The 20,867-nt window shown below is 47.6% G+C and carries 21 protein-coding genes; 6 read left to right on the top strand and 15 right to left on the bottom strand.

All coding sequences use genetic code 11. From position 1 onward, the window contains the following. Positions 1-86 precede the first annotated feature (86 nt). Both SB724_RS10285 and SB724_RS10280 read left to right on the top strand, forming a co-directional pair. Positions 87-1,007, top strand: a complete 921-nt coding sequence (locus SB724_RS10285) for an ATP-binding cassette domain-containing protein (RefSeq protein WP_044802454.1) — start codon at positions 87-89, stop codon at positions 1,005-1,007. Further along, a complete protein-coding gene (locus SB724_RS10280) occupies positions 1,004-1,957 on the top strand; it encodes an ABC transporter permease subunit (RefSeq protein ID WP_410571015.1) in 954 nt (317 codons plus the stop codon). Before SB724_RS10285 ends, SB724_RS10280 begins: the two co-directional genes overlap by 4 nt. Here the strand turns inward: SB724_RS10280 and SB724_RS10275 are convergent. From SB724_RS10275 to cysL, 6 genes are all read right to left on the bottom strand, one after another. After that, positions 1,947-2,783 (bottom strand): hypothetical protein, encoded by an 837-nt coding sequence (locus SB724_RS10275; protein WP_265972697.1) that lies wholly within the window; start codon positions 2,781-2,783, stop codon positions 1,947-1,949. The genes SB724_RS10280 and SB724_RS10275 overlap by 11 nt on opposite strands. Further along, positions 2,774-3,571, bottom strand: coding sequence for a hypothetical protein (locus SB724_RS10270; RefSeq protein ID WP_265972696.1), 798 nt, complete (start codon positions 3,569-3,571; stop codon positions 2,774-2,776). The genes SB724_RS10275 and SB724_RS10270 overlap by 10 nt, the downstream gene beginning before the upstream one ends. Beyond that, positions 3,540-4,463 (bottom strand): DUF6895 family protein, encoded by a 924-nt coding sequence (locus SB724_RS10265; protein ID WP_265972695.1) that lies wholly within the window; start codon positions 4,461-4,463, stop codon positions 3,540-3,542. Before SB724_RS10265 ends, SB724_RS10270 begins: the two co-directional genes overlap by 32 nt. A 48-nt stretch (positions 4,464-4,511) precedes the next feature. Continuing rightward, positions 4,512-4,691 (bottom strand): hypothetical protein, encoded by a 180-nt coding sequence (locus SB724_RS10260; protein WP_003151018.1) that lies wholly within the window; start codon positions 4,689-4,691, stop codon positions 4,512-4,514. Between the two features lie 152 nt (positions 4,692-4,843). After that, positions 4,844-5,707 (bottom strand): octanoyl-[GcvH]:protein N-octanoyltransferase, encoded by an 864-nt coding sequence (lipL, locus tag SB724_RS10255; protein WP_265972694.1) that lies wholly within the window; start codon positions 5,705-5,707, stop codon positions 4,844-4,846. A gap of 46 nt (positions 5,708-5,753) precedes the next feature. Then, positions 5,754-6,653 (bottom strand): cysJI operon transcriptional regulator CysL, encoded by a 900-nt coding sequence (gene cysL / locus SB724_RS10250; RefSeq protein ID WP_007407666.1) that lies wholly within the window; start codon positions 6,651-6,653, stop codon positions 5,754-5,756. A 115-nt stretch (positions 6,654-6,768) separates the two neighbouring features. Between cysL and SB724_RS10245 the strand changes: the two genes are divergently transcribed. Beyond that, positions 6,769-7,746: a YeiH family protein gene (locus SB724_RS10245; RefSeq protein ID WP_410571011.1), complete on the top strand. Its 978-nt coding sequence runs from the start codon at positions 6,769-6,771 to the stop codon at positions 7,744-7,746. A 36-nt stretch (positions 7,747-7,782) separates the two neighbouring features. Here SB724_RS10245 and pta read toward each other — a convergent pair whose 3' ends face one another. Further along, positions 7,783-8,754 carry a phosphate acetyltransferase gene (pta, locus tag SB724_RS10240; protein WP_003151012.1) on the bottom strand — a complete coding sequence of 324 codons (972 nt, stop codon included), beginning with the start codon at positions 8,752-8,754 and terminating at the stop codon, positions 7,783-7,785. Positions 8,755-9,011: 257 nt separating this feature from the next. Between pta and hemQ the strand changes: the two genes are divergently transcribed. Then, complete coding sequence (gene hemQ / locus SB724_RS10235; protein ID WP_003151011.1) at positions 9,012-9,776, top strand: hydrogen peroxide-dependent heme synthase; 765 nt, start codon at positions 9,012-9,014, stop codon at positions 9,774-9,776. A 119-nt stretch (positions 9,777-9,895) separates the two neighbouring features. Next, on the top strand, positions 9,896-10,675 hold the full coding sequence (gene bacG, locus SB724_RS10230; RefSeq protein ID WP_410571009.1) for an NADPH-dependent reductase BacG: 780 nt from the start codon (positions 9,896-9,898) through the stop codon (positions 10,673-10,675). Positions 10,676-10,691: 16 nt separating this feature from the next. On the opposite strand, the gene bacF is transcribed toward bacG, so the two are convergent. The 7 genes from bacF to SB724_RS10195 form a co-directional block, all read right to left on the bottom strand. Then, complete coding sequence (gene bacF / locus SB724_RS10225; protein WP_410571007.1) at positions 10,692-11,891, bottom strand: transaminase BacF; 1,200 nt, start codon at positions 11,889-11,891, stop codon at positions 10,692-10,694. Positions 11,892-11,903: 12 nt separating this feature from the next. Next, on the bottom strand, positions 11,904-13,085 hold the full coding sequence (gene bacE / locus SB724_RS10220) for a bacilysin exporter BacE (RefSeq protein ID WP_007407671.1): 1,182 nt from the start codon (positions 13,083-13,085) through the stop codon (positions 11,904-11,906). Beyond that, positions 13,082-14,500 (bottom strand): alanine--anticapsin ligase, encoded by a 1,419-nt coding sequence (bacD, locus tag SB724_RS10215; protein ID WP_265972691.1) that lies wholly within the window; start codon positions 14,498-14,500, stop codon positions 13,082-13,084. The genes bacE and bacD overlap by 4 nt, the downstream gene beginning before the upstream one ends. A gap of 17 nt (positions 14,501-14,517) precedes the next feature. Beyond that, the gene (gene bacC / locus SB724_RS10210) at positions 14,518-15,279 is read right to left on the bottom strand and encodes a dihydroanticapsin 7-dehydrogenase (RefSeq protein ID WP_044802445.1); all 762 of its coding nucleotides are present in this window, start codon (positions 15,277-15,279) and stop codon (positions 14,518-14,520) included. Then, complete coding sequence (gene bacB / locus SB724_RS10205) at positions 15,276-15,986, bottom strand: 3-((4R)-4-hydroxycyclohexa-1,5-dien-1-yl)-2-oxopropanoate isomerase (protein ID WP_410571004.1); 711 nt, start codon at positions 15,984-15,986, stop codon at positions 15,276-15,278. The genes bacC and bacB overlap by 4 nt, the downstream gene beginning before the upstream one ends. Next, the gene (locus SB724_RS10200; RefSeq protein WP_032875842.1) at positions 15,976-16,590 is read right to left on the bottom strand and encodes a bacilysin biosynthesis protein BacA; all 615 of its coding nucleotides are present in this window, start codon (positions 16,588-16,590) and stop codon (positions 15,976-15,978) included. The genes bacB and SB724_RS10200 overlap by 11 nt, the downstream gene beginning before the upstream one ends. A gap of 160 nt (positions 16,591-16,750) precedes the next feature. After that, positions 16,751-17,989, bottom strand: coding sequence for an MFS transporter (locus tag SB724_RS10195; protein WP_108725258.1), 1,239 nt, complete (start codon positions 17,987-17,989; stop codon positions 16,751-16,753). A gap of 222 nt (positions 17,990-18,211) precedes the next feature. Here SB724_RS10195 and SB724_RS10190 point away from each other — a divergent pair, with 222 nt between their 5' ends. Then, a complete protein-coding gene (locus tag SB724_RS10190) occupies positions 18,212-19,414 on the top strand; it encodes a multidrug effflux MFS transporter (RefSeq protein ID WP_410571002.1) in 1,203 nt (400 codons plus the stop codon). Positions 19,415-19,446: 32 nt separating this feature from the next. Here SB724_RS10190 and SB724_RS10185 read toward each other — a convergent pair whose 3' ends face one another. Next, the gene (locus SB724_RS10185) at positions 19,447-20,865 is read right to left on the bottom strand and encodes an amino acid permease (RefSeq protein ID WP_410571000.1); all 1,419 of its coding nucleotides are present in this window, start codon (positions 20,863-20,865) and stop codon (positions 19,447-19,449) included. Positions 20,866-20,867 lie beyond the last annotated feature (2 nt).

Genomic DNA, 20,867 nt, shown 5'->3' with positions numbered 1-20,867 from the left:
TTTTAATCGTTGCCGGCCTGATCGGAAGCATGTTCTTCGGTTTTGACGGCTTTTACCCTAAATCATAAGGAAGGTGTGCAAATATCATGACTGAACCAGCCCTGATATTAAAAGATGTCTCTAAAACAATCAATCATACCCCTATTGTACAGTCAATTTCTTTCGATGTGAGAAAAGGTGAGATATTCGGCCTTTTAGGGCCGAACGGCTCAGGAAAAACCACTATTTTCAGAATGATCGTACAGCTTATTAAAAAAACAGAAGGAGCCATTTCATTCAGAGGCAGACCGGACAGCGACTTTGAATATTTTATGAGACATATCGGGGTTATCATTGAAGGCCCGGATATGTATCCGAATATGACCGCTTTGCAAAACCTAAAATATTTTACTAAACTGCGCAGCAGCTCGCTGCGAACGGATGAGCTTATGAATACCCTTGCAAAAGTCGGATTGGAGCAGGCTGCCCGCAAAAAAGTGAAACATTTCTCATTAGGCATGAAACAGCGCTTGGGGCTCGCTTATTCTCTTCTTCACAATCCCGGATTATTAATTCTGGATGAACCGATGAACGGCCTCGATCCTAAAGGAATGAAAGAATTGCGCACCATTCTTTCCGATTTAGCGAAGCAAGGGGTTTCTATTTTATTATCAAGCCATTTATTGTCGGAAATGGAGGAAATTTGTGATAGGGTTGCCTATATTAAAAAGGGACGGATTTTAGGAATTGAAGACATGAAGAACAGACATGACCTTGGTCAGAAAAAGCTGTTTACCGTCACGGTCGATCATCCGGCAAGGGCGAAAGAAATATTAGAGCAGGAAGGTATTCTTCAAGTACAGCAAAAAGACAGCCGCATCATTGAATTGGAAGCGGAAGAAGATACCATCCCGTATGTCATTAAATCTTTGGCAGAGAAAGAGATTCTGATTTCCCGCGTTTCTGCAAGGACTTTGTCATTGGAAGAGAAATACATGATGATTACAGATCAGGAGGACGCGGTATGAGCATATTTCATCTGGCGCAGAACGAATTCATAAAAATAACCCGAAAAAAAGGCACACTTTTATCTCTTTTTTTCCTGTTTCTCATCGTTTTGCTGGCCGGCCTTATTATGAATCATGAGTTAGATGCTTCCTCGGATAACAATTGGAAAGAACGGCTTCTCGCCGAAAAAAAACAGGAAGAAATTAATAAACCGGCTGAAACGACAGGAGTTTATTATTCTGCTGATGTTAAGAATAAAGACTATTATTTGGAGCATAACATCAACCCTTATGAATGGAACGGCTGGAGGTTTTTCGGCACGGTTACTTCAAACGGGCTTGAGATTTTCGTCAGCTTAACCGCGATTTTAACCGTCAGCGGGGTTGTTTCTAAAGAGTTTGCCCTTGGGACGATTAAGTTTATCGCTACAAGCCCGAACCGAAGATGGCGGATTTTAACATCGAAATTTCTGGCGTCTCTTCTGTTTACCGGCATGGTTTACTTATTTTACTGTGTGAGCTGTTTGCTGATCGGCGGCGTGTTATTCGGTTTTTCCAATGCTTCATATCCGCTCGTCTATACTCATTTAAATGACAGTCTGTATACCATCAGTTCAATCAAAGCATCCGGAATCATTCTGCTTTTGCGTTTCATATCAATTATAAGCATTGTCACCATTACGTTCACTTTGTCAGTATTGTTCAAAAGCCAGGCGCTCTCCCTTTGCTTATCCATTTTACTGCTGTTTGCCGGCAGTATATTGGGCGGAACTGATTTGCTTGCCCAATTTACATGGTACAAATTTACGCTCTTTCCGCATTTAAATCTCGTTGCTTATGTAAATAAAAGCGCGGGTGATGCGATTTCAACGTTAAACATCCCCTATTCCGTGACGGTTATAGCGATCTACATTCTTATTTGTTTATTGATTTCTTTTTCCGTCTTTCAAAAGAGAGACATTACAGCATAGACAGAGAGGCGGCGGCATAATGAGCGGACGGCAGGAAATATTGAAGTTCCAGCAATTTGCCGCTGACCGCCCCTTGGTCCATCGCTAATGGATTCAAATAACCGAAGCTCCCGCTGCTTCGCTGCTGAAAGCGTAGAAATTCCCGCCCTTCCCGTATAAAAAGCGCCTCATCGAATTGGAGAAATTTCATAATGGCTGTGTATTTTGCAACGGCGTCAATGTGATACTTTCTGCACTCGGCTAACATTAAACCTGAAAAAGCAAAGTCTGATGTTTTGTACCATTCCGTGAGAAAAGGCTGCAATTCTTTCATTTGCAAATAAGAGACGGCATAAAGGGCATCCGCCTGTTCTTCCTGGATGCCGCCCGGTGCCATGAGCAAATCGGCCTCACGTTTCATCCCGGTTTCTAAGAACACGATCAGTTCTTCCGGAGTCACCGCCCCAAAATAAGCCCCTAACACCATGAGGATCATAGAGGAAGGCTCTGATTTCAGTTCCTCTTGTAAACCGCGGACCATTTGTTCAAGTCCGTTATGAAAAAAGATGCTTTTTGCGGCATCTATCCTGCGGTACACATGATACGCATACGCGAACAGGACCGGATGGCATTCGTGCGTTTTTTCTCCAAAATAACGGTCTAAGAATAGAATGACTTCTTCTGTATCCTTTCTTTTTTCAAAGTGATGACATGCCGCTAAACCGCAAAACAGGTGCATGAGATCATCTGCTTCCATCTCTTCCGGCTGCAGCTGAAGGTTCTTCCAAAAACCCAGCAGCCATTCTTCTGTTTTTTTTATATTAAAATGTTCCTTGACTATCCGCATGTTCCACACTCCAGATTCAGAATCTCAATCGCCGGCAGAAGAGCCGGAGCACAATGAATGGATGGATTCTCGTTATTTATATGATGAAGAGCCGCTTGACAGCCATAAAAAAATGGATCGATACACGATTGGATAAATAACATATTGCACAGCTGTTTCATTTTTCGGCTGCCGAGACAAAACACAAGCCATTTTTGAATGGAAGCCTTCAAGCCGGGATGAAGCAGATGCTCTCCCTGATCTAAATGAAGAAGACAGTACTCGACAAACTCCAGCTCGTTTTCAGCGGTTCTTTTCCACGCGTCATGGAGCAAAGGCTGAAACATCGAATTCTTGTAAAAGCGCACTTTTTCATGGTCAGTTGACATTCCCAGCTCGCTCAGCAAACCGACGAATTCGGCGTATTTAAAATAAGGCCATTCTTTTTTTATAAGATAGCCGTTTTGCAATCCGTGACGTATGACCTGATCATCCGAATCCATTCCCTGCTTCTTTTTATAAGCTTTTGCCGTTAAATAGATATGAATCAACTCATTGACAATGGCCGTGTTACAGCGAAACAGATCTTCCCAGCATGACTTATCAACGAAAGCGGAGGCAATCCTTTCAGTATGTTCTTTTACAGCGGAAGAATGGCTCGTCTTCCTGTAGTACTTGCAGAAGCCGGCAAACAGCTGAATGCTCTTTTGATCCGGAAGCGATTGTTCAGCAAAAGATAATAAAAATTGATCTGTCTCTTCAGCTAATCTATTCAAGTTAATCGTTCCTTTCTGCTCTAAGACAGGCATGCGCGGCACCCGCGGCGACAAGTGTTGTATGATAGCAATGTTTAAACACATCTTCTCTTCGCTGTTCACCTTTCAAACCGGGTTTATGTTGATAGGTGATGCTCGGGACATTCCCCTCTTTCATTCGGCCCTGATAGATTTTATTCCAGGCTGCTTCATAGAGCGGTTTATGGTTATCCTTATCCATGTCGATATGTAAAAAAGAGCTGCACATCAATAATTCACTGGTAATATCTAAATTCTCAAGACAGATATAGATCCCGAGAAATTTCAGGACCTTTTCTTTTAAGGACGGCAGATGATACTCTTTATCCGTAAGCGAAGAACATCCCATGTCTGTTATATAAAAAATCGTATGAGTGATACTGTACGCATCATGATCCGTCATATATGTATTTGGGACATCCTGACCAGCTGCTGTGTAGTGATATAAGTCAGAAAAATCCGTTATTTCCGAGGTTACGCCTGCTCTTTGCAGACTGTACTTCAGATCCATTTTCCGAAAGGGAATTTTAGCAAGGCTGCAATCAAAACGTGCTGCCGTGAATTTTTCCAGCTCCCATATCACCGAAGCCCGTGACGGATGATCAGTCAAGGTAAGAAATTCACCCGCAATAGCCAATCCGGCGAGACCGTCCGGATCAAAATGAATAAATTCTTCAAGCTGATCATTATGGAGCCTTTCTGTAATAAACTCCGTTAAAACAGCAACTTCCTTATCATCTGCCTGATTTCTGATCAGGTAATTGATAAGAAAAATGAGTTCTATAAATGTTTTAAGGCGCCACCTGAAATCATTCGCTACTTTATGATTCATATCAAAATAATGGATATTTTTAACAATCCATGACAGCGCTCCCCGCTTAATTTCTCTTATATACTCTTGTGTCAAACTCTCACCGCCTCGTCTCAGATGTGTAGGCTCCAAACAGTGATTATCCTATTTTTGAGCGGCTAAATCAGAGAAATTCAAATTCGGGTTTTGATTGTCTTCTTGGCTCGGCACTACAAGCACCCAGCCGCTCCAAGCGAAAGAATTGCCTGATTGTTCCGCATCTCCGGCTAACAAATGTGTCGGGATTGTGATTCTTTTTTCTTCTTTTATTTTTTTAAAGTTCATATCTCCATCTCCTTCAGTTTATAGAATTATTTGGAACCTACATAAATATATTAATCAAATAAGGTATATAATGTAAACTAGTTTTGGTATAACACTTCTTTTTCACTATAACTAAATAGTATATAATTACCAAAAACAAAAAAAGCCCGGACTTAGTCCAAGCTTTCCTGCGTGCCGAACACCTTCTCATTCCGTTCCAGCATTCGGGTCAGATTTTTTTCAAATACCTTCTCTTCTTCCGGCGATAATCCGGCTGCATACAGGCGGCCGCTGAGTTCCTTCAGTTCGGTCAAAAGCGCCAGCATTAAGTCCTGCACGGTAATGTCTGTTTGCAGCAATTCGCTTAATGAAGCCATCGTTTCGGGCCGGATATCGGGATATACGCCTTTTGTATCGTTGCTTTTGTCTTTTAAAGCGGCTTGATAGAAACGTCTGATCAGATCGGCGCGTTCGCTTCCGCTTTTATCGGCGCAGAGGTAAATCTGAACCGCGGTTCCGCCCCGCAGGCGCCTTTGTGAGATTCCCGCGAATTTTCGGCCGCCGATGCTGAGATCGTAGCTGCCCGGACAGTACGATCCTTTAATTTCATATGCTTTAATTTCGGCATTATGCGGACGCAGCATCCGCCGCACCAGCTCTGTCATCGCCTCGTAGCCTCTGTCGATGTCGATGCCTTTTTTCTCATCTTCAAAAATAAGCGAGATATTCAATACGCCTTCGTCCAGTACGACGGCGAGGCCTCCGGAATTGCGGACAATGACACGGTAGCCTTCGTCCTCCAGCAATTTCACGCCGTCCTCTAAAAACGGCAGGCGCGTGTCCTGAATGCCGAGCACGATTGTCCGGTGGTGCACCCAGGAGCGTGCCGTCGCAGGCGATTCCCCTTTGCCTACGGAGGCGCACAGCGTATCATCCATTGCGAATGACTGCTTCGCATCAAAATAAGGGCCGAGGCTGGATTGGTCAATGATTCTCCAGCTCGGCTGCATCAGTAAATCAATCGGTTGCTTTCCCATCTATATTAAATCCCTTTCGTCATAGGCTTTCCATGCATTTATTATATCACTCCGCTTGAGATGATTGAAATTGGCTTTTCAAAAGTGCGATGAAGATTTCTTTGTTTTTTGTGTTCTCCATAATGGAAGATTGGATGATAGACAGTTTCCGTTTTAAGGAGAATCCTTTTATCTCAAGCACGGAAATGCTGCCGTGAAGCAGATCCTTTTGCAGCACGCTTTTTGACAGAACGGAAAGACCCATTCCGCTGATCACGGCTTCTTTGACGCCCTGGTTGCTGCTGATCGTCATCATGGATTTCGGCCGCAGTCCGTTTGATTGAAGGACGTGGTCTAAATATTCCCTCGTTCCCGAACCCTTCTCCCTCGTCACCCACGCTTGATTCTGCAATTCGGCAGCCGGGATGTTTTTTCTGCCGGCGAGCGGGTGTCCGTTCGGTGCGGCAATGCACAATTCATCCTCCATAAACGGCTGAATGTCGAGCTCGTTTTTCCCCGTATGCCCTTCAATTAATCCGATATCGGCTTGAAGCATCCGAACCGCTTCGCTGACCTCCTCCGTGTTTCCGATCATGACGTCCAGGTTCAGCTCGGGATACTCGTTATGGAGCTTTGCGAGAAGCGGCGGCAGAATATATTCGCCGATGGTAAAACTCGCGGCGATTTTGAGCTTCCCTTTGACATAATGATGATGGGCGTAAATTTCGGATTTGGCCTGTTCGTACAAAAAGACCATCTGCTTGGCGCGCTGATAGAGAATGTCCCCCGTCGGCGTAGTCGTAAAGTGCTTCGGAGAGCGGTTCAGCAAAGCGGTTTGAAATTCTTTCTCCAGGTTTTTAATGTGGAGGCTGACGCTCGGCTGAGAAATCATCAGCTTCTGCGCCGCCTTTGTAAAGTTTTTTTCTTCCACGACGGCAATGAATGTTTTCAGTTCACCATAATACAAAAAGCATCGCCCCTAATCATTATTTTTCCTAATCGTTTAGATCATATAAATATATTTTACTAATGATTAAGACCGCAGTAAAGTGGAGTTATCAAGATAATGGGAAGTGACTGAGATGAAGATGGTAAAGGGTGTTTCAGTTACCGCAGGAATTGCGTTTGCGGCTTTCTATATCAGCCGCCTGCCGTTTTTGCAAATGCTCGGAATGCTTGTCCTTGCAATGCTGATCGGCATGCTTTGGCGCGCCGTATTCGGACAGCGGGCGGCATTAGAGCCGGAGATCGCGTTCTCAAGCAAATACTTGCTGAAAGCAGGCATCATCCTGCTTGGCATGAGACTGAATCTGGCGGATATCTATCATGCGGGCTGGCACGTATTTGCAATTGCCGTCTGCTGTATGATGTTTGCGGGTGCCGTTGTATACGGACTGTCCCGGCTATTCCTTATAGATCAGACACTCAGCACGCTGACAGCCTGCGGCACAGCGATCTGCGGAGCGGCTGCCATTGCCGCGATCGCGCCGCAGATCAGATCAAATGAAAATGCAGCCGCCATCAGCGCGGCCGCCGTTTCGTTATTAGGAACCGTTTTTACTGTTGTATATTCTCTTGCTTATCATGGATTGGGCTTTTCTCCTGCGGCTTACGGAGCCTTTTGCGGGGCAACGCTTCACGAGGTGGCGCATGCGGCGGCGGCCGGCAGCGCCGGAGGAAAAGCAGCCGTCGAGATGGCGGTGATCGTCAAACTGATCCGGGTCGCGCTGCTCGTCCCGGCCGCATTCATGCTCGGAATGCGGGCGCGCCGCAGCGGAAAGTCAGAGACGGCTTCTGCCGCTTCGCTCCCCATCCCTTGGTTTATCTTCGGATTTCTCGGAATGAGCGCCATCCATACATCAGGCGTTATTTCAGCCTCGTTTTCCGCGTTTCTTGTTCAAGTGTCTTATGTTTTAATCGGCATGGCGATGGCGGGTCTCGGTTTGAAAGTCCATATATCGGCATTTCGTCATAACGGCTGGCGGGCGCTCGCAGCAGGCTTGATCGGTTCTCTCTGTTTGTCCCTGTTCGGCTGGGCCGCAGTGGCGTTCTTTCTATAAAAAAAGCCGGTCCTCGTAAAGACCGGCTTTTGCGCATTACAGCGCTTGAGCAGCCGTAATTAACGCAAGATTGTAGACGTCTTCCGCATTACATCCTCTGGAAAGATCGTTTACAGGCATATTCAATCCTTGCAGAATCGGTCCGACCGCTTCGAAGCCGCCTAAGCGCTGAGCGATTTTGTAGCCGATGTTACCTGCTTCAAGGCTTGGGAATACAAATACATTCGCGTCTCCTTTAATGTCGGAGTCCGGCGCTTTTTTCTCCGCGACAGACGGCACAAATGCAGCGTCGAATTGGAATTCGCCGTCCAGCGTAAGCTCAGGCGCTTTTTCCTTCGCAATTTTCACGGCTTCAGCCACTTTGTCCGTCTCGTCTGATTTCGCCGATCCTTTTGTAGAGAAGCTGAGCATGGCAACGCGCGGGTCAATGTCAAACATTTGAGCCGTATTGGCGCTTTCAATGGCGATTTCGGCAAGGTCCTGGCTGTCAGGAGCAATGTTGATCGCGCAATCAGCGAACACATACTGCTCGTCACCGCGGGCCATGATGAAGACGCCTGATGTTTTTTTCACGCCTTCTTTTGTTTTGATGATTTGCAGTGCAGGGCGCACCGTATCAGCAGTAGAATGTGCAGCTCCGCTGACAAGTCCGTCTGCGAGACCTTTGTACACAAGCATCGTGCCGAAATAGTTTTCGTCCAGCAAAGCTTTGCGGGCTTGTTCTTCCGTCGCTTTGCCTTTGCGGCGTTCTACGAAAGCCTGAACGAGTTCTTCCATGCCTTCATATGTATGCGGGTCAAAAATGTCCACGCCGTCAAGCGTAAGGTTTAATTCTTTCGCTTTTGCTTGAATGTCTTCTTTATTGCCGACTACGATCGGCTTTAATACCTTGTTGCCCGCCAAGTTGTTGACCGCAACCAGGATACGTTCGTCCAACCCTTCAGGAAATACGATTTTCACATCTTTTCCTGCGACTTTTTCTTGTACTTTTGTAAATAAATCTGCCACGATATACCCTCCTCTATGTTGACAAAAAACGCTTACTTTTACAGCATACTCTTCTTCCAGCTAAATTCAAATAAGCAACTTCTATTATAGCGCTTTCAAAAAGAAATCTTATTTTTCTAACTAATTTAATTGACGGTTTGTTTCACGGCTTATTTTCTGACACAAGGCTTCGGATTATTCAAGGTTTCTCCACAGCCGAAACGGTTAAACTGTGATATAGTGAAGGCATCAATGAATAGATATAGGAGTGAAGATACATGAGTGAGCAGCAAAAAACGAACGAAGCCGCCCAAACGCTTGACGGCTGGTACGCGCTTCACGATTTCCGCACAATGGACTGGACGTCATGGAAGATGTTATCCAGCGATGAGCGCCTGTCGATTATTCACGAATTTACGGGACTGCTTGAAAAATGGGGCGTCGCCCAAAAAGAAGGCAAAGGCTCGCAAACCATCTACAGCATCGTCGGACAGAAAGCTGATTTTATGCTGATGATTCTTCGCCCGACAATGGAAGAGCTGAACGAAATCGAGCTTGAATTTAACAAATCAAAGCTTGCTGAATTTACAATCCCGGCTTACTCTTACGTGTCCGTGGTTGAGCTGAGCAACTACCTCGCAAGCGGAGAAGGCGATCCGTATGAAAATCCGCATGTCCGCGCCCGCCTGTATCCTGAGCTGCCTGAAGCGAAATACGTCTGCTTCTATCCGATGGATAAAAGAAGAAGCGGCAATGACAACTGGTACATGCTTTCTATGGATGAACGCAGAAATCTGATGAGAAGCCACGGCTTGATCGGACGGAGCTATGCCGGCAAAGTCAAACAGATTATCACGGGATCTGTCGGTTTTGACGATTACGAATGGGGCGTCACGCTCTTCAGCGATGATGTGCTTCAGTTCAAAAAACTTGTTTACGAAATGCGCTTTGATGAAGTCAGCGCGCGCTACGGCGAATTCGGTTCATTTTTTGTCGGAAACCGCTTGTCTCTCGACACGCTTCCGAAGTTTTTGCACGTGTAACACCCACCCGCCTGTCCGGCGGGTTTTTTATTTGTCAGAATTTAAATAAAATTTGCTATTTTTATCATTTTTTTTTACGATGTAAAGGAGATTCCATTTTGGTAAAGGGGTGCAGACAGTTGTCAAAACGAACCGCATTTATTATGGGAGCCAGTCAGGGGATCGGCAAAGCGATCGCTCTGAAACTGGCGGACAATGGCTTTCATACCGTCATTAATTCACGAGTTCCCGAAAATATCGAATCGGTAAAAGAAGAGATCCTCGCCAAACATCCGGATGCGGTCGTCACCGTTCTGGCCGGCGATATGTCGGACCAGAAGACAAGAGCCGGCATTTTTGAAGAGATCAGATCACAATGCGGACGGCTTGATGTATTGATCAACAACATTCCGGGCGGCTCGCCGGATACTTTTGAAAACTGCGATATAGAGGATATGACAAATACCTTTACGAATAAAACAATCGCTTATATCGACTCTATGAAAACAGCCGCAGCAATCATGAAACAGCACGAATTCGGCAGAATCATTAATATCGTCGGAAACCTATGGAAAGAACCCGGCGCCAATATGTTTACCAACAGCATGATGAACGCCGCTTTAATTAATGCCAGCAAAAACATCGCCATTCAGCTTGCGCCTTTTCACATTACTGTCAACTGTCTGAATCCCGGATTTATCGCCACAGACCGTTATCACCAATTCGTGAAGAATGTCATGAAGCAAAACGGCATTTCTAAAGCGGAAGCGGAAGAACGGATTGCCTCAGGCGTCCCGATGAAGCGTGTCGGAACTGCGGAAGAAACCGCGGCGCTGGCTGCCTTTCTTGCCTCTGAAGAAGCCTCTTATATTACCGGGCAGCAAGTGTCAGCCGACGGCGGCAGCATGAAAAGCATATAATAAAAACATCCCGCTCTCAGCGGGATGTTTCTTGTAATGAAGGAAAGGACAAACCGAGCTTTTGAATCCGCAGCACGAATTCCCTCAAATCGCCCTGCTTGGCCACCATTGATATTCTGACATAACGCTTTCCGCCGCTGCCGAAAATCTCGCCGGGCGTCACGACAACATGGGCATGCTCCAGCAGATAGTCCGAAAACTGGTGTGAGGACTCGAATTCATTCGGAATTTCAGCCCAGACATAAAAAGTCCCTTTCGGTTTTTCAATGCTCCAGCCTAATTCCTTTTCACATAACGCCGTGAAAAAGTCAATTCGTTCTTTATATGTGCGCTTCAGACGCTCCGTATGCTCAGGATTTCCTGACAGCGCCGCCGCTGCCGCCTGCTGAAGACCGCCGAACATGCCGACGAAGACGTGATCCTGAAACTCATTGACCGCCTGAATGATTTTCTCATTCCCCACGGCAAATGCCATTCTCCAGCCTGCCATATTGAAGGTTTTCGAAAATGAATAAAGCTCCGCGCCGACCGTTTTCGCTTCTTTCGCCTGAAGAAAGCTGGCCGGGTTCTGATCAAATTCGAACGCGCCGTATGCAAAATCGTGAATAAGGTGGATGTCATGTTTTTTTGCAAACGCAGCCGCTTTTTCATAAAACGCCTGATCCGAAGTTGCGCCCGTCGGGTTATTCGGGTAATTCAAAAACATCAGCTTGGCTTTTTTCAGGACGGCGGGATCAATCCGCTCAAAATCCGGCAGATAGCCGTTTTCCGGATGAAGCGGCATCTCATGCAGCTCCGCTCTGGCCATTGTAATGCCCGATAAATACTCAGGGTAGCCGGGGTTCGGAACTAAGGCGATATCGCCGGGGTTCAGCAGGCATTGCGTCAAAACGTACAAACCAGCTTTCCCTCCGCCGAACAGCGCGACTTCTGTCTCCGGATTGACCGATACCCCGTACTCTCTCTCATAAAATTCCGCGATGGCTTCTTTCAGAAACGGATAGCCTCTGAACGGGCCGTATCCGTGATACGAAGGATTCAGCGCAGCCTCCCGCAATGTTTCAACGATATGCGGCGGAGTGGGGAGATCGGGATTCCCCTGGCCGAGATTAATGATCTGGGCTCCCGTTTCCTCCATCTCTTTTACCTTTTGAAAAACGAGCGAAAATTCCTGTTTCGGAAGTGTCTTGATGACGTCGGACGGTATGATTTCCATCTGAAAGGCTCCTTATAAATGAATTTGCTCTGATTCGTTATTCCGTTCTGAAAAGGATTTATTGACCAGTTTTGTATGCAGAAACAGTCCGCTGACCAAAAGGACGATAAACGCCATGATGACTGCCGCGTCTACAATGTTGATCAGCATGGAACCGACGGCGATGCACAATCCGATGGAGGCCTCCGCCACCGAAAAAATCCGGCCCTGAATCTGGTTCGCCGCGTTCTCCTGAACTTTGACCTTCGCCAGCACCTCACCGTATTCCATTGCGATAAAGAAAAGAATGGCGGCAATGACTGACACGGCGAAAATCGGGGTAAACAAAAACAGCGCAAGCGAGACAATCGATAACACTGTAAAATACATCAGCCCTTTATTGTTGTTAAAGCCCCATTTGCTGACAAGAGCGGCGCCGATAAAGCCGCCGAAGCCGATGCAGAACGTCAGGATGAAATTGCCGATTTCCCCGTCGCCTAAAAAGCGGCTCACAATCGGGAAATAGCTGTAGACGACACCCCACAAAAGCGCCATCGTAATCATCGTGAACATGGCGTTTAACACAAAAGCATTTGTTTTGATTTCCTTCAGGCCTTCTTTAAACGACTGAAAAGCTTCTCTCACGTTTTCTGACTGAATCGGCACGTATTGAAGCTTAATGCGGCTGATGAAAAACGCGGAGACAAGATAGGTCACCCCGTTAAACGCGACGGCAAGCTCCACAGAACCGCCTAACAGAAAAAGTCCGCCGGCTGCAGCGCCGACAATAATCGAAATCGTCGTGGCTTTTGCAAACAAAGTGTTGATATTTTTAATATCAGCTTCTAAAGACGACATGACCGCGAGACGTGCCGGGTTAAAAAACACGCCGCTTCCGTAAGAAACAAACAGCAGCGCCAGAAAAAGCAGCGGATATTCGCCTTTCGGGAGAAATGTCAGCCCCAAAAAGATGACGCCTCTGATCACATCCGTCCACAGCATGATTTTCACCCTGTCAAGCCGGTCCACGAGCACGCCTAAAAACGGCTGAAACACCATCGGAATACTGCGGACCGCGATGACGCCGGACGTCACCCAGTAGTCGTGATAGTATGTAGACAAAATGAGCAGGGCCGGGAGAACGCAATAGTCTCCCATAAACGAAAGCGCCTGCCCGAAAAGCAAATACTTAGAGTTCGGTTTCAGCTGTTTCATACCGGTAACGCATACTTTGCAGTCAGCTTCGCCTGCTGCTGAATTTGTTTGATTGATTCGGCCACGTCACCCGAATTGCTTCCTTTCAGCTCAAACGCCGCAATGCTGTTGAACGCTTCGAACAGCCGCAGATCCACGGATGTACCCGCTTCGGCCGCTGAGAAAGAAACGATTTCGGTGTCTCCCTTTAAGACGCCGTCGGGAATGTCAATGCTTTCAATGACGAAATCGACAGCCGTCTCAGGCAGCTGGCCGTTCTCTTTGAAATGCTGAGGATACAAGTGGCAGTCGGCGACATAGCATGGCTCCTGCTCCAATAACCCTTTCGGCAGATCGGCTTCTTTTCCGAAACAGAGAACATCCAATAACAGCTGCGCCATATCGACGCCGAAGACCTTTTTAATATTCGGAATCATGTTCCAGCCCGCAAATCGTGCCGCTGATTCAATCAGTCCGGCTTCCCGGTTTTTCATTAATTTAATCTCTGTATGTGTTGCGCAGTTTTCGAGGCCGAGTCCTTCATTCGCCTTTTTGGCTGCTTCGACGATTTTCCGCTTCGCGTCATCATCCAGGATGGACGGCGTAATATGCGATGTCTCCGTGAATCCGATTTGCGGTGTTTTATCATGAATCGCGACAGGGAAGTATTCTCCGTCGGCCATGATGCCTTCTATGCTGATATAGTCGGAATAACCGCTTGTTTCGTACCAGTCGTCATACTCGCCCTGCAAAAATTCTTCCGCGATAAACGGCGCTTCAAACGTGACCGCTTTCGGTACGTTGATCGACTTCAGGTATTCATTGACTCTGTTAAATTCGGCTTCGGCCGTTTCCATCTCTTTGATGAGCGTCACGCCGATGGAGCTCGCCAGATATGTAGGCTTCAGAATGAGCGGCGTTCCAATTTCCTGAAGCGCGGCGCGGAAATCTTCCAGCGTCGTCACCCGTTTGTTTTTGATGGATTTGACGCCGGCCCGGTTGAAGGCGGCTCTCATTTTGTTTTTATCTCTGGCATTTTCAGCGGCCTGTACGCCCGCTCCCCGCAGGCCGAGACGTTCACACGCTTTTGCCATCGGAGCGATAAACAGTTCATTGTTGGTCGTAATGGCGTCAACCGCGAACATGCCGGCCGCCTTGACGATTTCTTCGACTACTTCTTCCTCAGGTTTGTCATGATCTTCATGAGCCCAGTAAATCGAATCGGGATGCTCAAAATCAGCCAGACTCTTAAAATAGTCTTTATCTTTTATGACCGCAACCGAGTATTTTTCAATTAATGCCGCATGAGAGGCTGTAATTGCAAAAGGCCTTGGAATAAAGCTGACGAGGTTGTATTTTTCGGCTGCGCTTTTGTAAAACATATGCGGCGGGCATCCCCCAAGGTCAGCGATAACCAATACTGTTTTTCTCTCCATATGTAAACACTCCTTCTCTATTGTGCGGTGTATCCACCGTCTGCGGTGATCGCGCTTCCGGTCATATAGCTTGATAAATCCGACGCGAGAAACAGCATGACGTTCGCTATTTCTTCAGGCTTGCCGAGTCTCAGCAGCGGATTGACTTTCGCTTTTTCTTTTTTGATTTCTTCAAGCGTGCCTTCGTTGTTTTCAAGGAACGACTTTTCATTCAAAGGTGTGTCAATGATTCCCGGGCACACGCAATTGACGCGGATGTTGTGTTTGGCGTAATCGACGGCCATCGAACGCGTCAGCTGCAATACGCCGCCTTTAGAGGCGTTATACGCGGGAATGTCGGGCCATGCAACGACTCCTCCGACGGAGCACGTGTTAATGATATTGCCCTTGCCGCTTTTGAGCATATACTTGAGCGCGTGCTTGCTCATAAGAAACATACCCGTCAGATTGACGTTGAGCACCTTGTTCCAATCGCTCAGCTCCATCTCATGAATCGGGGCGACAATTTCGATGCCGGCGTTATTGATTAACACGTCCAATCCGCCGAACTTGTCCGCCGCTGACCGGATGGCGTTTTGACATGCCGGTTCATCTGTAATATCCGTCCGGACAAAATGCAGCCTGTCATTGTTTTCTTTCCGGATCATCGCTTCTCCCTGCGCCTCATCAATATCCGCGACGACCACATTCGCCTGCTGATTCAGAAACGCCTGAACCGCGGCATAACCGATGCCTGATGCGCCCCCTGTGATGAGGACGGTTTTATCCGTCAGGTTCATGACTCTTTCGCCTCTAATTTTTTCGCTTTTGCTCTGTTATAGCGCGGAGGGAAAAAGATATTGACTGATTTTGAATCTTTTTCAAATCTGTTGATGGCGCCGTGATCTTCTCTCGGATCGCAGAAATAAGCTGTGCCGAATGTCATATCCACTTTGCAGCCTTCAATGGTCATATCATAGCCGCCGCCGATGCAGATGCCGATCTGTTCATTGCGGTGTTTATGGAACGGCATTTCTCCCCCGTTGCCCGGAATGTTGGCAAGCATGATTTCCACCCAGTCTTCCACGAAGAACGTGACTTCCATCCCAGGCAATAAGTCTCTCGTTTTAAAAATATTCAAAAAATAGTCCTCGGGGCTTGTGTAGGTTTCACCGGCTTTCAGGCGTTTGATATCAATGGCGATCACTTCTTGATCCGTCTCATTTCTTGCGCCGTGAGGCACGTTAGGAGGCGCGATATAGGCTGATTCCAGCGCTGTCATCTTTCTTGTGACATCTCCGACAGTCATGGACAGCTCGCCGGAAACGACAAGGCCGATTTGGACTTCCCTATGCTGATGCGGTTCCACGTTTGTATGCGGCGGAACGTAAGAAAGCAGAACTTCCGTATCTCCTCTGACGGACGAATATTGTCTTACTCCGTTATCCCATTCTATTAATTTAGGCGTCGGGAAATAAAGTTCCTGCAAATCTTGTTCAGTTTTCATCATGAATCTCTCCTTTTCCGAATAATGACCAGCTCATGGGAATGCTTTTAAATGTTTTGACAAAGTGAAGGCCGTACTTTTGTCTGGCCAGCTCATTTGTCAGCGCGATGTCGGACAAACCGTCCTTCACTCTTTTCGCGGCTGCGCTCGTCGAGTTCACCAGATCAAACGTGACATCTTTACGGGTAAAATACTTAATCAAATTGATAGGAGACGGGTGGGATACGATGACAGCCTGTTCAAGCATGTCATCTGTATATTCAAAACCGGGCCGGACAGCCAGGCCGTACATCGGGGTGTCGCACCTGAAAATTTGCAGAAGCTGCAGATCCGGTCTCATGTAGAAGTGCTTAATGCCGTCATACGCGTGAGGCACAATTGTGTATTCCAGCGGACTTTGAAGCGTTTTTTCAATGCACGATTCAAATGTATCATGCAGTGATAATTTGCTGTTCACCCCTTGGAGAAGGGTAAAATTGGTGATAAAGTTTTTTGCTGCGTACTCACTGCTTGTCCCTTCAGGACCGAGCGTGTTGATCGTAATCAGTTTAGATATTGAATAAGCCTTGCTTTTTGTTTGAATGCTATTATCCAATATAATCATGAGCACCAACCAATCTGTTAAATTTTAAGTAAATATTATCCATAGATGTTCAAGCTGTCAATATTATTTGAAAATATTGATAATTATTCCTATATATTAGAAAACACCCTATGACATAGGGTGTTAAAATTAACATTTATAAAATTATAGAAACTTTATTTTACCGATACAATGATTGGTCGGCCTGATGCTCATATTTCCCATACCTTCTGTATGCGAAAACGCTGAGGACAAAGCCGATGAGGGTAACGGCCGCACAGATAAATCCGACAGCTGCATATCCGTATCCGACATAGACCGGACCCATGACAGCAGAACCCAAGGTGACGGCCAAATTAGACGCCAGGCTGTAAAATGCCATGATTTTGCCCCGGCGGCTCTGTGAGCAATCACTTAAAATGGTGCTGAGCAAGGTCACCGTCAGGCTTTGCATCAATCCCCAGACGAATAACCCGATGACCAAAAACGGCATTGATGACGGCGCATAGGCGAGACAGGAAAGCCATATGCTGATCACGGCCAATGCCGCGATCAAAGAGCGCATTTTCCCCGCCTTATCTGCGATTTTTCCGGTGAACACGCTCATGGAAAAACCGATTCCGTACACCATGATCAGCAGCCCTGAAGCTGTATTTCCCCCCGGCAGCACGCGGTGAAGATAGGTGCCGAGAAATGAATACATGCCGTAAAAACCGATCATGTTGCAAAAAGTGATCGTGAGGTATACAGGGACACGTGGCACCTTCAGCGCATCCCGGAAAGTGCCTGCCTGCCGTCCGTTTTCCTCTTCTGTTTTATCCCCATCCGCCGTGCTGCGGCGCGCCTCAATGAAAATGAGCGAAGCAACGAGGACAGACATCAGAGCGAAAATCCAAAACGTCCACCGCCAATTCAAAACGCCGCCGATAAAAGAGCCGATCGGAACGCCGAAAATCAAAGCGAGCGACCAGCTTGACACGATCAGACCCATCACCTTGCCGCGGTACGCATAAGGCACACGGTCGCCGACCACCGCATAAGCTGTCGGCACAAACGCACCCGCCGCAAGCCCGGAAAGCGCCCTGCCCAGAAAGAAGAAAAAGAGATTGTGCGCCAGCGCGCAGATCACCGTGCCGGCCGTAAATATAAGCAGCCCCGCCATCAGGCTGAGCTCCCGGGAATATTTATCTCCCAGCGGAACGAGAAGCGGCGCCCCGATAAAAATCATCACTCCGTAAATACTGATGGAAAGCGCCAGCACACTGACATCCGAGCTGAAAGCCCGCGCTAAATCCGGAAGCAGCGGAGAAATCACCAGCTCTTCAGAACCGGCGGCAAATACGCCTAATGTCAAAGCAAGCGCGAGACAGATCGGAAATCGGCGTTTCGTTTCGATGTGATCGGTTTGTTTGCTGTTCATGCTCTATGAACACCTCTTCCGTAAAACTTTTCTACCTTTTGTTGTTTTATAGTTTAGCATCCTTATATTTCATTTTACATTTCACATGAAAACTAATTCCAATTTTTTATTTACATTCAGATTTTAAATAAAATATTTAGTTTGTATTCAATAAATGATATAAAATACGCCGTCCGGTTATGCTATAGTGATAGAATCATTTGTTAAGGTGGGGGTCATGGAATGAATAACGCTGATTCAAAGGCCGCCCGCGCAGGCCTCGGCATGGTACTGATTCTAGGGACGCTCGCTTCATTCGGGCCGCTTTCGCTCGATATGTATCTGCCCGCTTTGCCTGAAGTGGCGGCCGATCTTCATACGACAGCGTCACTTGCGCAGCTGAGCCTGACGTTTTGTCTTTTGGGGCTGGCGGTCGGGCAGATCGTTGTCGGGCCGCTCAGTGATATGATCGGGCGCCGGAAGCCGCTCATTCTGTCATTGCTGCTTTATACGCTGTCTTCTTTATTATGCGCCTTCAGCCCTTCTGTTTCGTTTTTAATTGTTATGAGGTTTATTCAAGGATTCACCGGGGCGGCCGGAATCGTCATCGCACGGGCTTCCGCGCGCGATATGTATTCCGGAAAAGAATTAACGGCTTTTTTCTCATTACTGATGCTCGTCAATGGGGCGGCGCCGATTTTAGCGCCGATTACAGGGGGATTTATCCTTCAGTTCGCCGGCTGGAAAATCGTATTTATCGTGCTGGCGGTGATCGGCTGTATCATTTCTGCCGCCGTGCTTACGGCGTTGCCTGAATCACTCCCGCCGGAAAAGCGGACAAGCGGCGGACTCCGGGAGACGCTGATGACGTTTCGCGGCCTGCTTGGCGACCGGATGTTTATGGGATTTGCGCTCAGCCAGGCATTTGTGATGACCGGCATGTTCGCATATATTGCCGGGTCGCCGTTTGTACTGCAAAACATCTACGGCGTATCAGCGCAAATGTTCAGCCTGCTGTTCGCCGTAAACGGTGCGGGAATCATATGCGCCACCCAAATCACCGGACGGATGGCCAAAACACATGATGAACGGAAGCTGTTTGTCTCCGGGCTGTTGATCGCCGTCATCGGAAGCATCACTTTGCTTTTATCACTTGCGTTTGGTTTAGGCCTGACGGCGGTCTGCATTTCTTTATTCATCATTGTTTCTTCTGTCGGGATCGTCACGACGACGGGATTTTCTCTGGCTATGCAGAAACAGGAGAAAGGCGCGGGAAGCGCTGCGGCTCTTCTCGGACTCCTGCCCTTTATCGGCGGTGCGGCTGCCGCTCCCCTTGTCGGTATTGCCGGAGAAGAAAATGCCTGGCCGATGGCCGTCAGCATTTTCGGTTTTGAGTTCTGTGCCGTTCTATCCTATGTGCTGTCGTCAAAACGGAAAACAAAGTAAAGCCCGCCGCTTTTTGCGGAGGGCTTTTTTTCTTATCCGGCAGCGCCTTTTTCCGAAGAAGCCGGCTCACGCTCCAGGCGTTTTTTGATACCGAAGTGATAATACGCGTAACAGATGATCATCAGCGGGACGCCGCAGTACAGACCGATACGCTGGTCGGGGATAAAGATGAGACTGATTAAGATAAGCCCGTAAACCGAAAATCCGAGAATCGGCACGATCGGATAAAGAGGCGTTTTAAATGCCAGGTCTTTCAGATTTCCTCCTTCAGCGAGAAAGCGTCTCCGGAAAACGAATTGTGAAGCGCAGATTGACATCCACGCGACGACGGTAATCATACCGGAGATGGAAATGAGCCACACATACACCGTTTCAGCCGCGAATACACTTGTCAGCAGGGATAAACCGGAGATAGCAATGGTGATGGAAAGAGCTTTCAGAGGCACGCCTTTTTTCGTCAGTTTCGTTAAGGAAGCGGGGCCCATCTTAGTTTTTGATAGGGACCACATCATTCTGGACGAAGCGTACAGCCCGGAATTCGCCACCGACAGCATGGCGGTCAGAATGACAAAGTTCATGATATCAGCCGCATAGGGAACGCCGATTTTATCCAGCACAGCCACAAACGGGCTTTCGATGACGCCTGCCGTTTGGTACGGCAAAATGGACACGAGAACAAACATCGCCAACACGAAGAAAAACAGCGTCCGCCATATGACGTTTCGGATTGAGCGGGGAAGCGTCTTTTCCGGATTTTCGCTTTCTCCCGAGGCGATTCCGACCAGTTCGGTGCCCTGGAATGAAAAATTCACCATGACAAGGGTAAACAGCACGGCTTGGGCGCCGTTCGGGAAAAGCCCTTTGTCCGTCGTAAAGTTTGACAGATACGGAGCCGTCTGCCCGCCGTTAAAACCGACAAAGCCGAATACCGCAGCGCAGCCGAGAATAATAAACAATACAATGGCCATGACCTTAATGCTGGAAAACCAAAATTCCATTTCCGCAAAACTCCGCGCAGACAGCGCGTTAATGGAAAAAATGACGACGCCGAATACCAGGCACCACACCCAAATCGGAACGGCCGGAAACCACCGCTGCATTAAAATCCCCGCCGACGTCAGTTCAAGCCCCACTGTATTGGCCCAGCTGAATGCGTACATCCACCCGATCGTAAATCCCGTCGACGGCCCGAGAAACTTTGCGGCATACGCCTGAAATGATCCTGCGACCGGCATGGCGACCGCGAGCTCCCCCAAACAAAGCATCACCAGATACATTAAAAATCCGCCGATCACATAAGCCAATATCGCGCCGATCGGTCCCGCTTCACTGATCGTAAAACCGGAGCCCAGAAAAAGCCCCGTCCCGATCACGCCGCCGAGGGCGATCATAAACAAATGCCGGCCCTTCATCGTGCGCTGTAATTCAGTTTGATTGGTATCTCCCTGCATAT

The sequence above is a fragment of the Bacillus sp. SIMBA_031 genome (genome assembly GCF_046535225.1).
GTDB lineage: Bacteria > Bacillota > Bacilli > Bacillales > Bacillaceae > Bacillus > Bacillus velezensis.
This window is presented reverse-complemented; position numbering and strand designations above follow the sequence as displayed.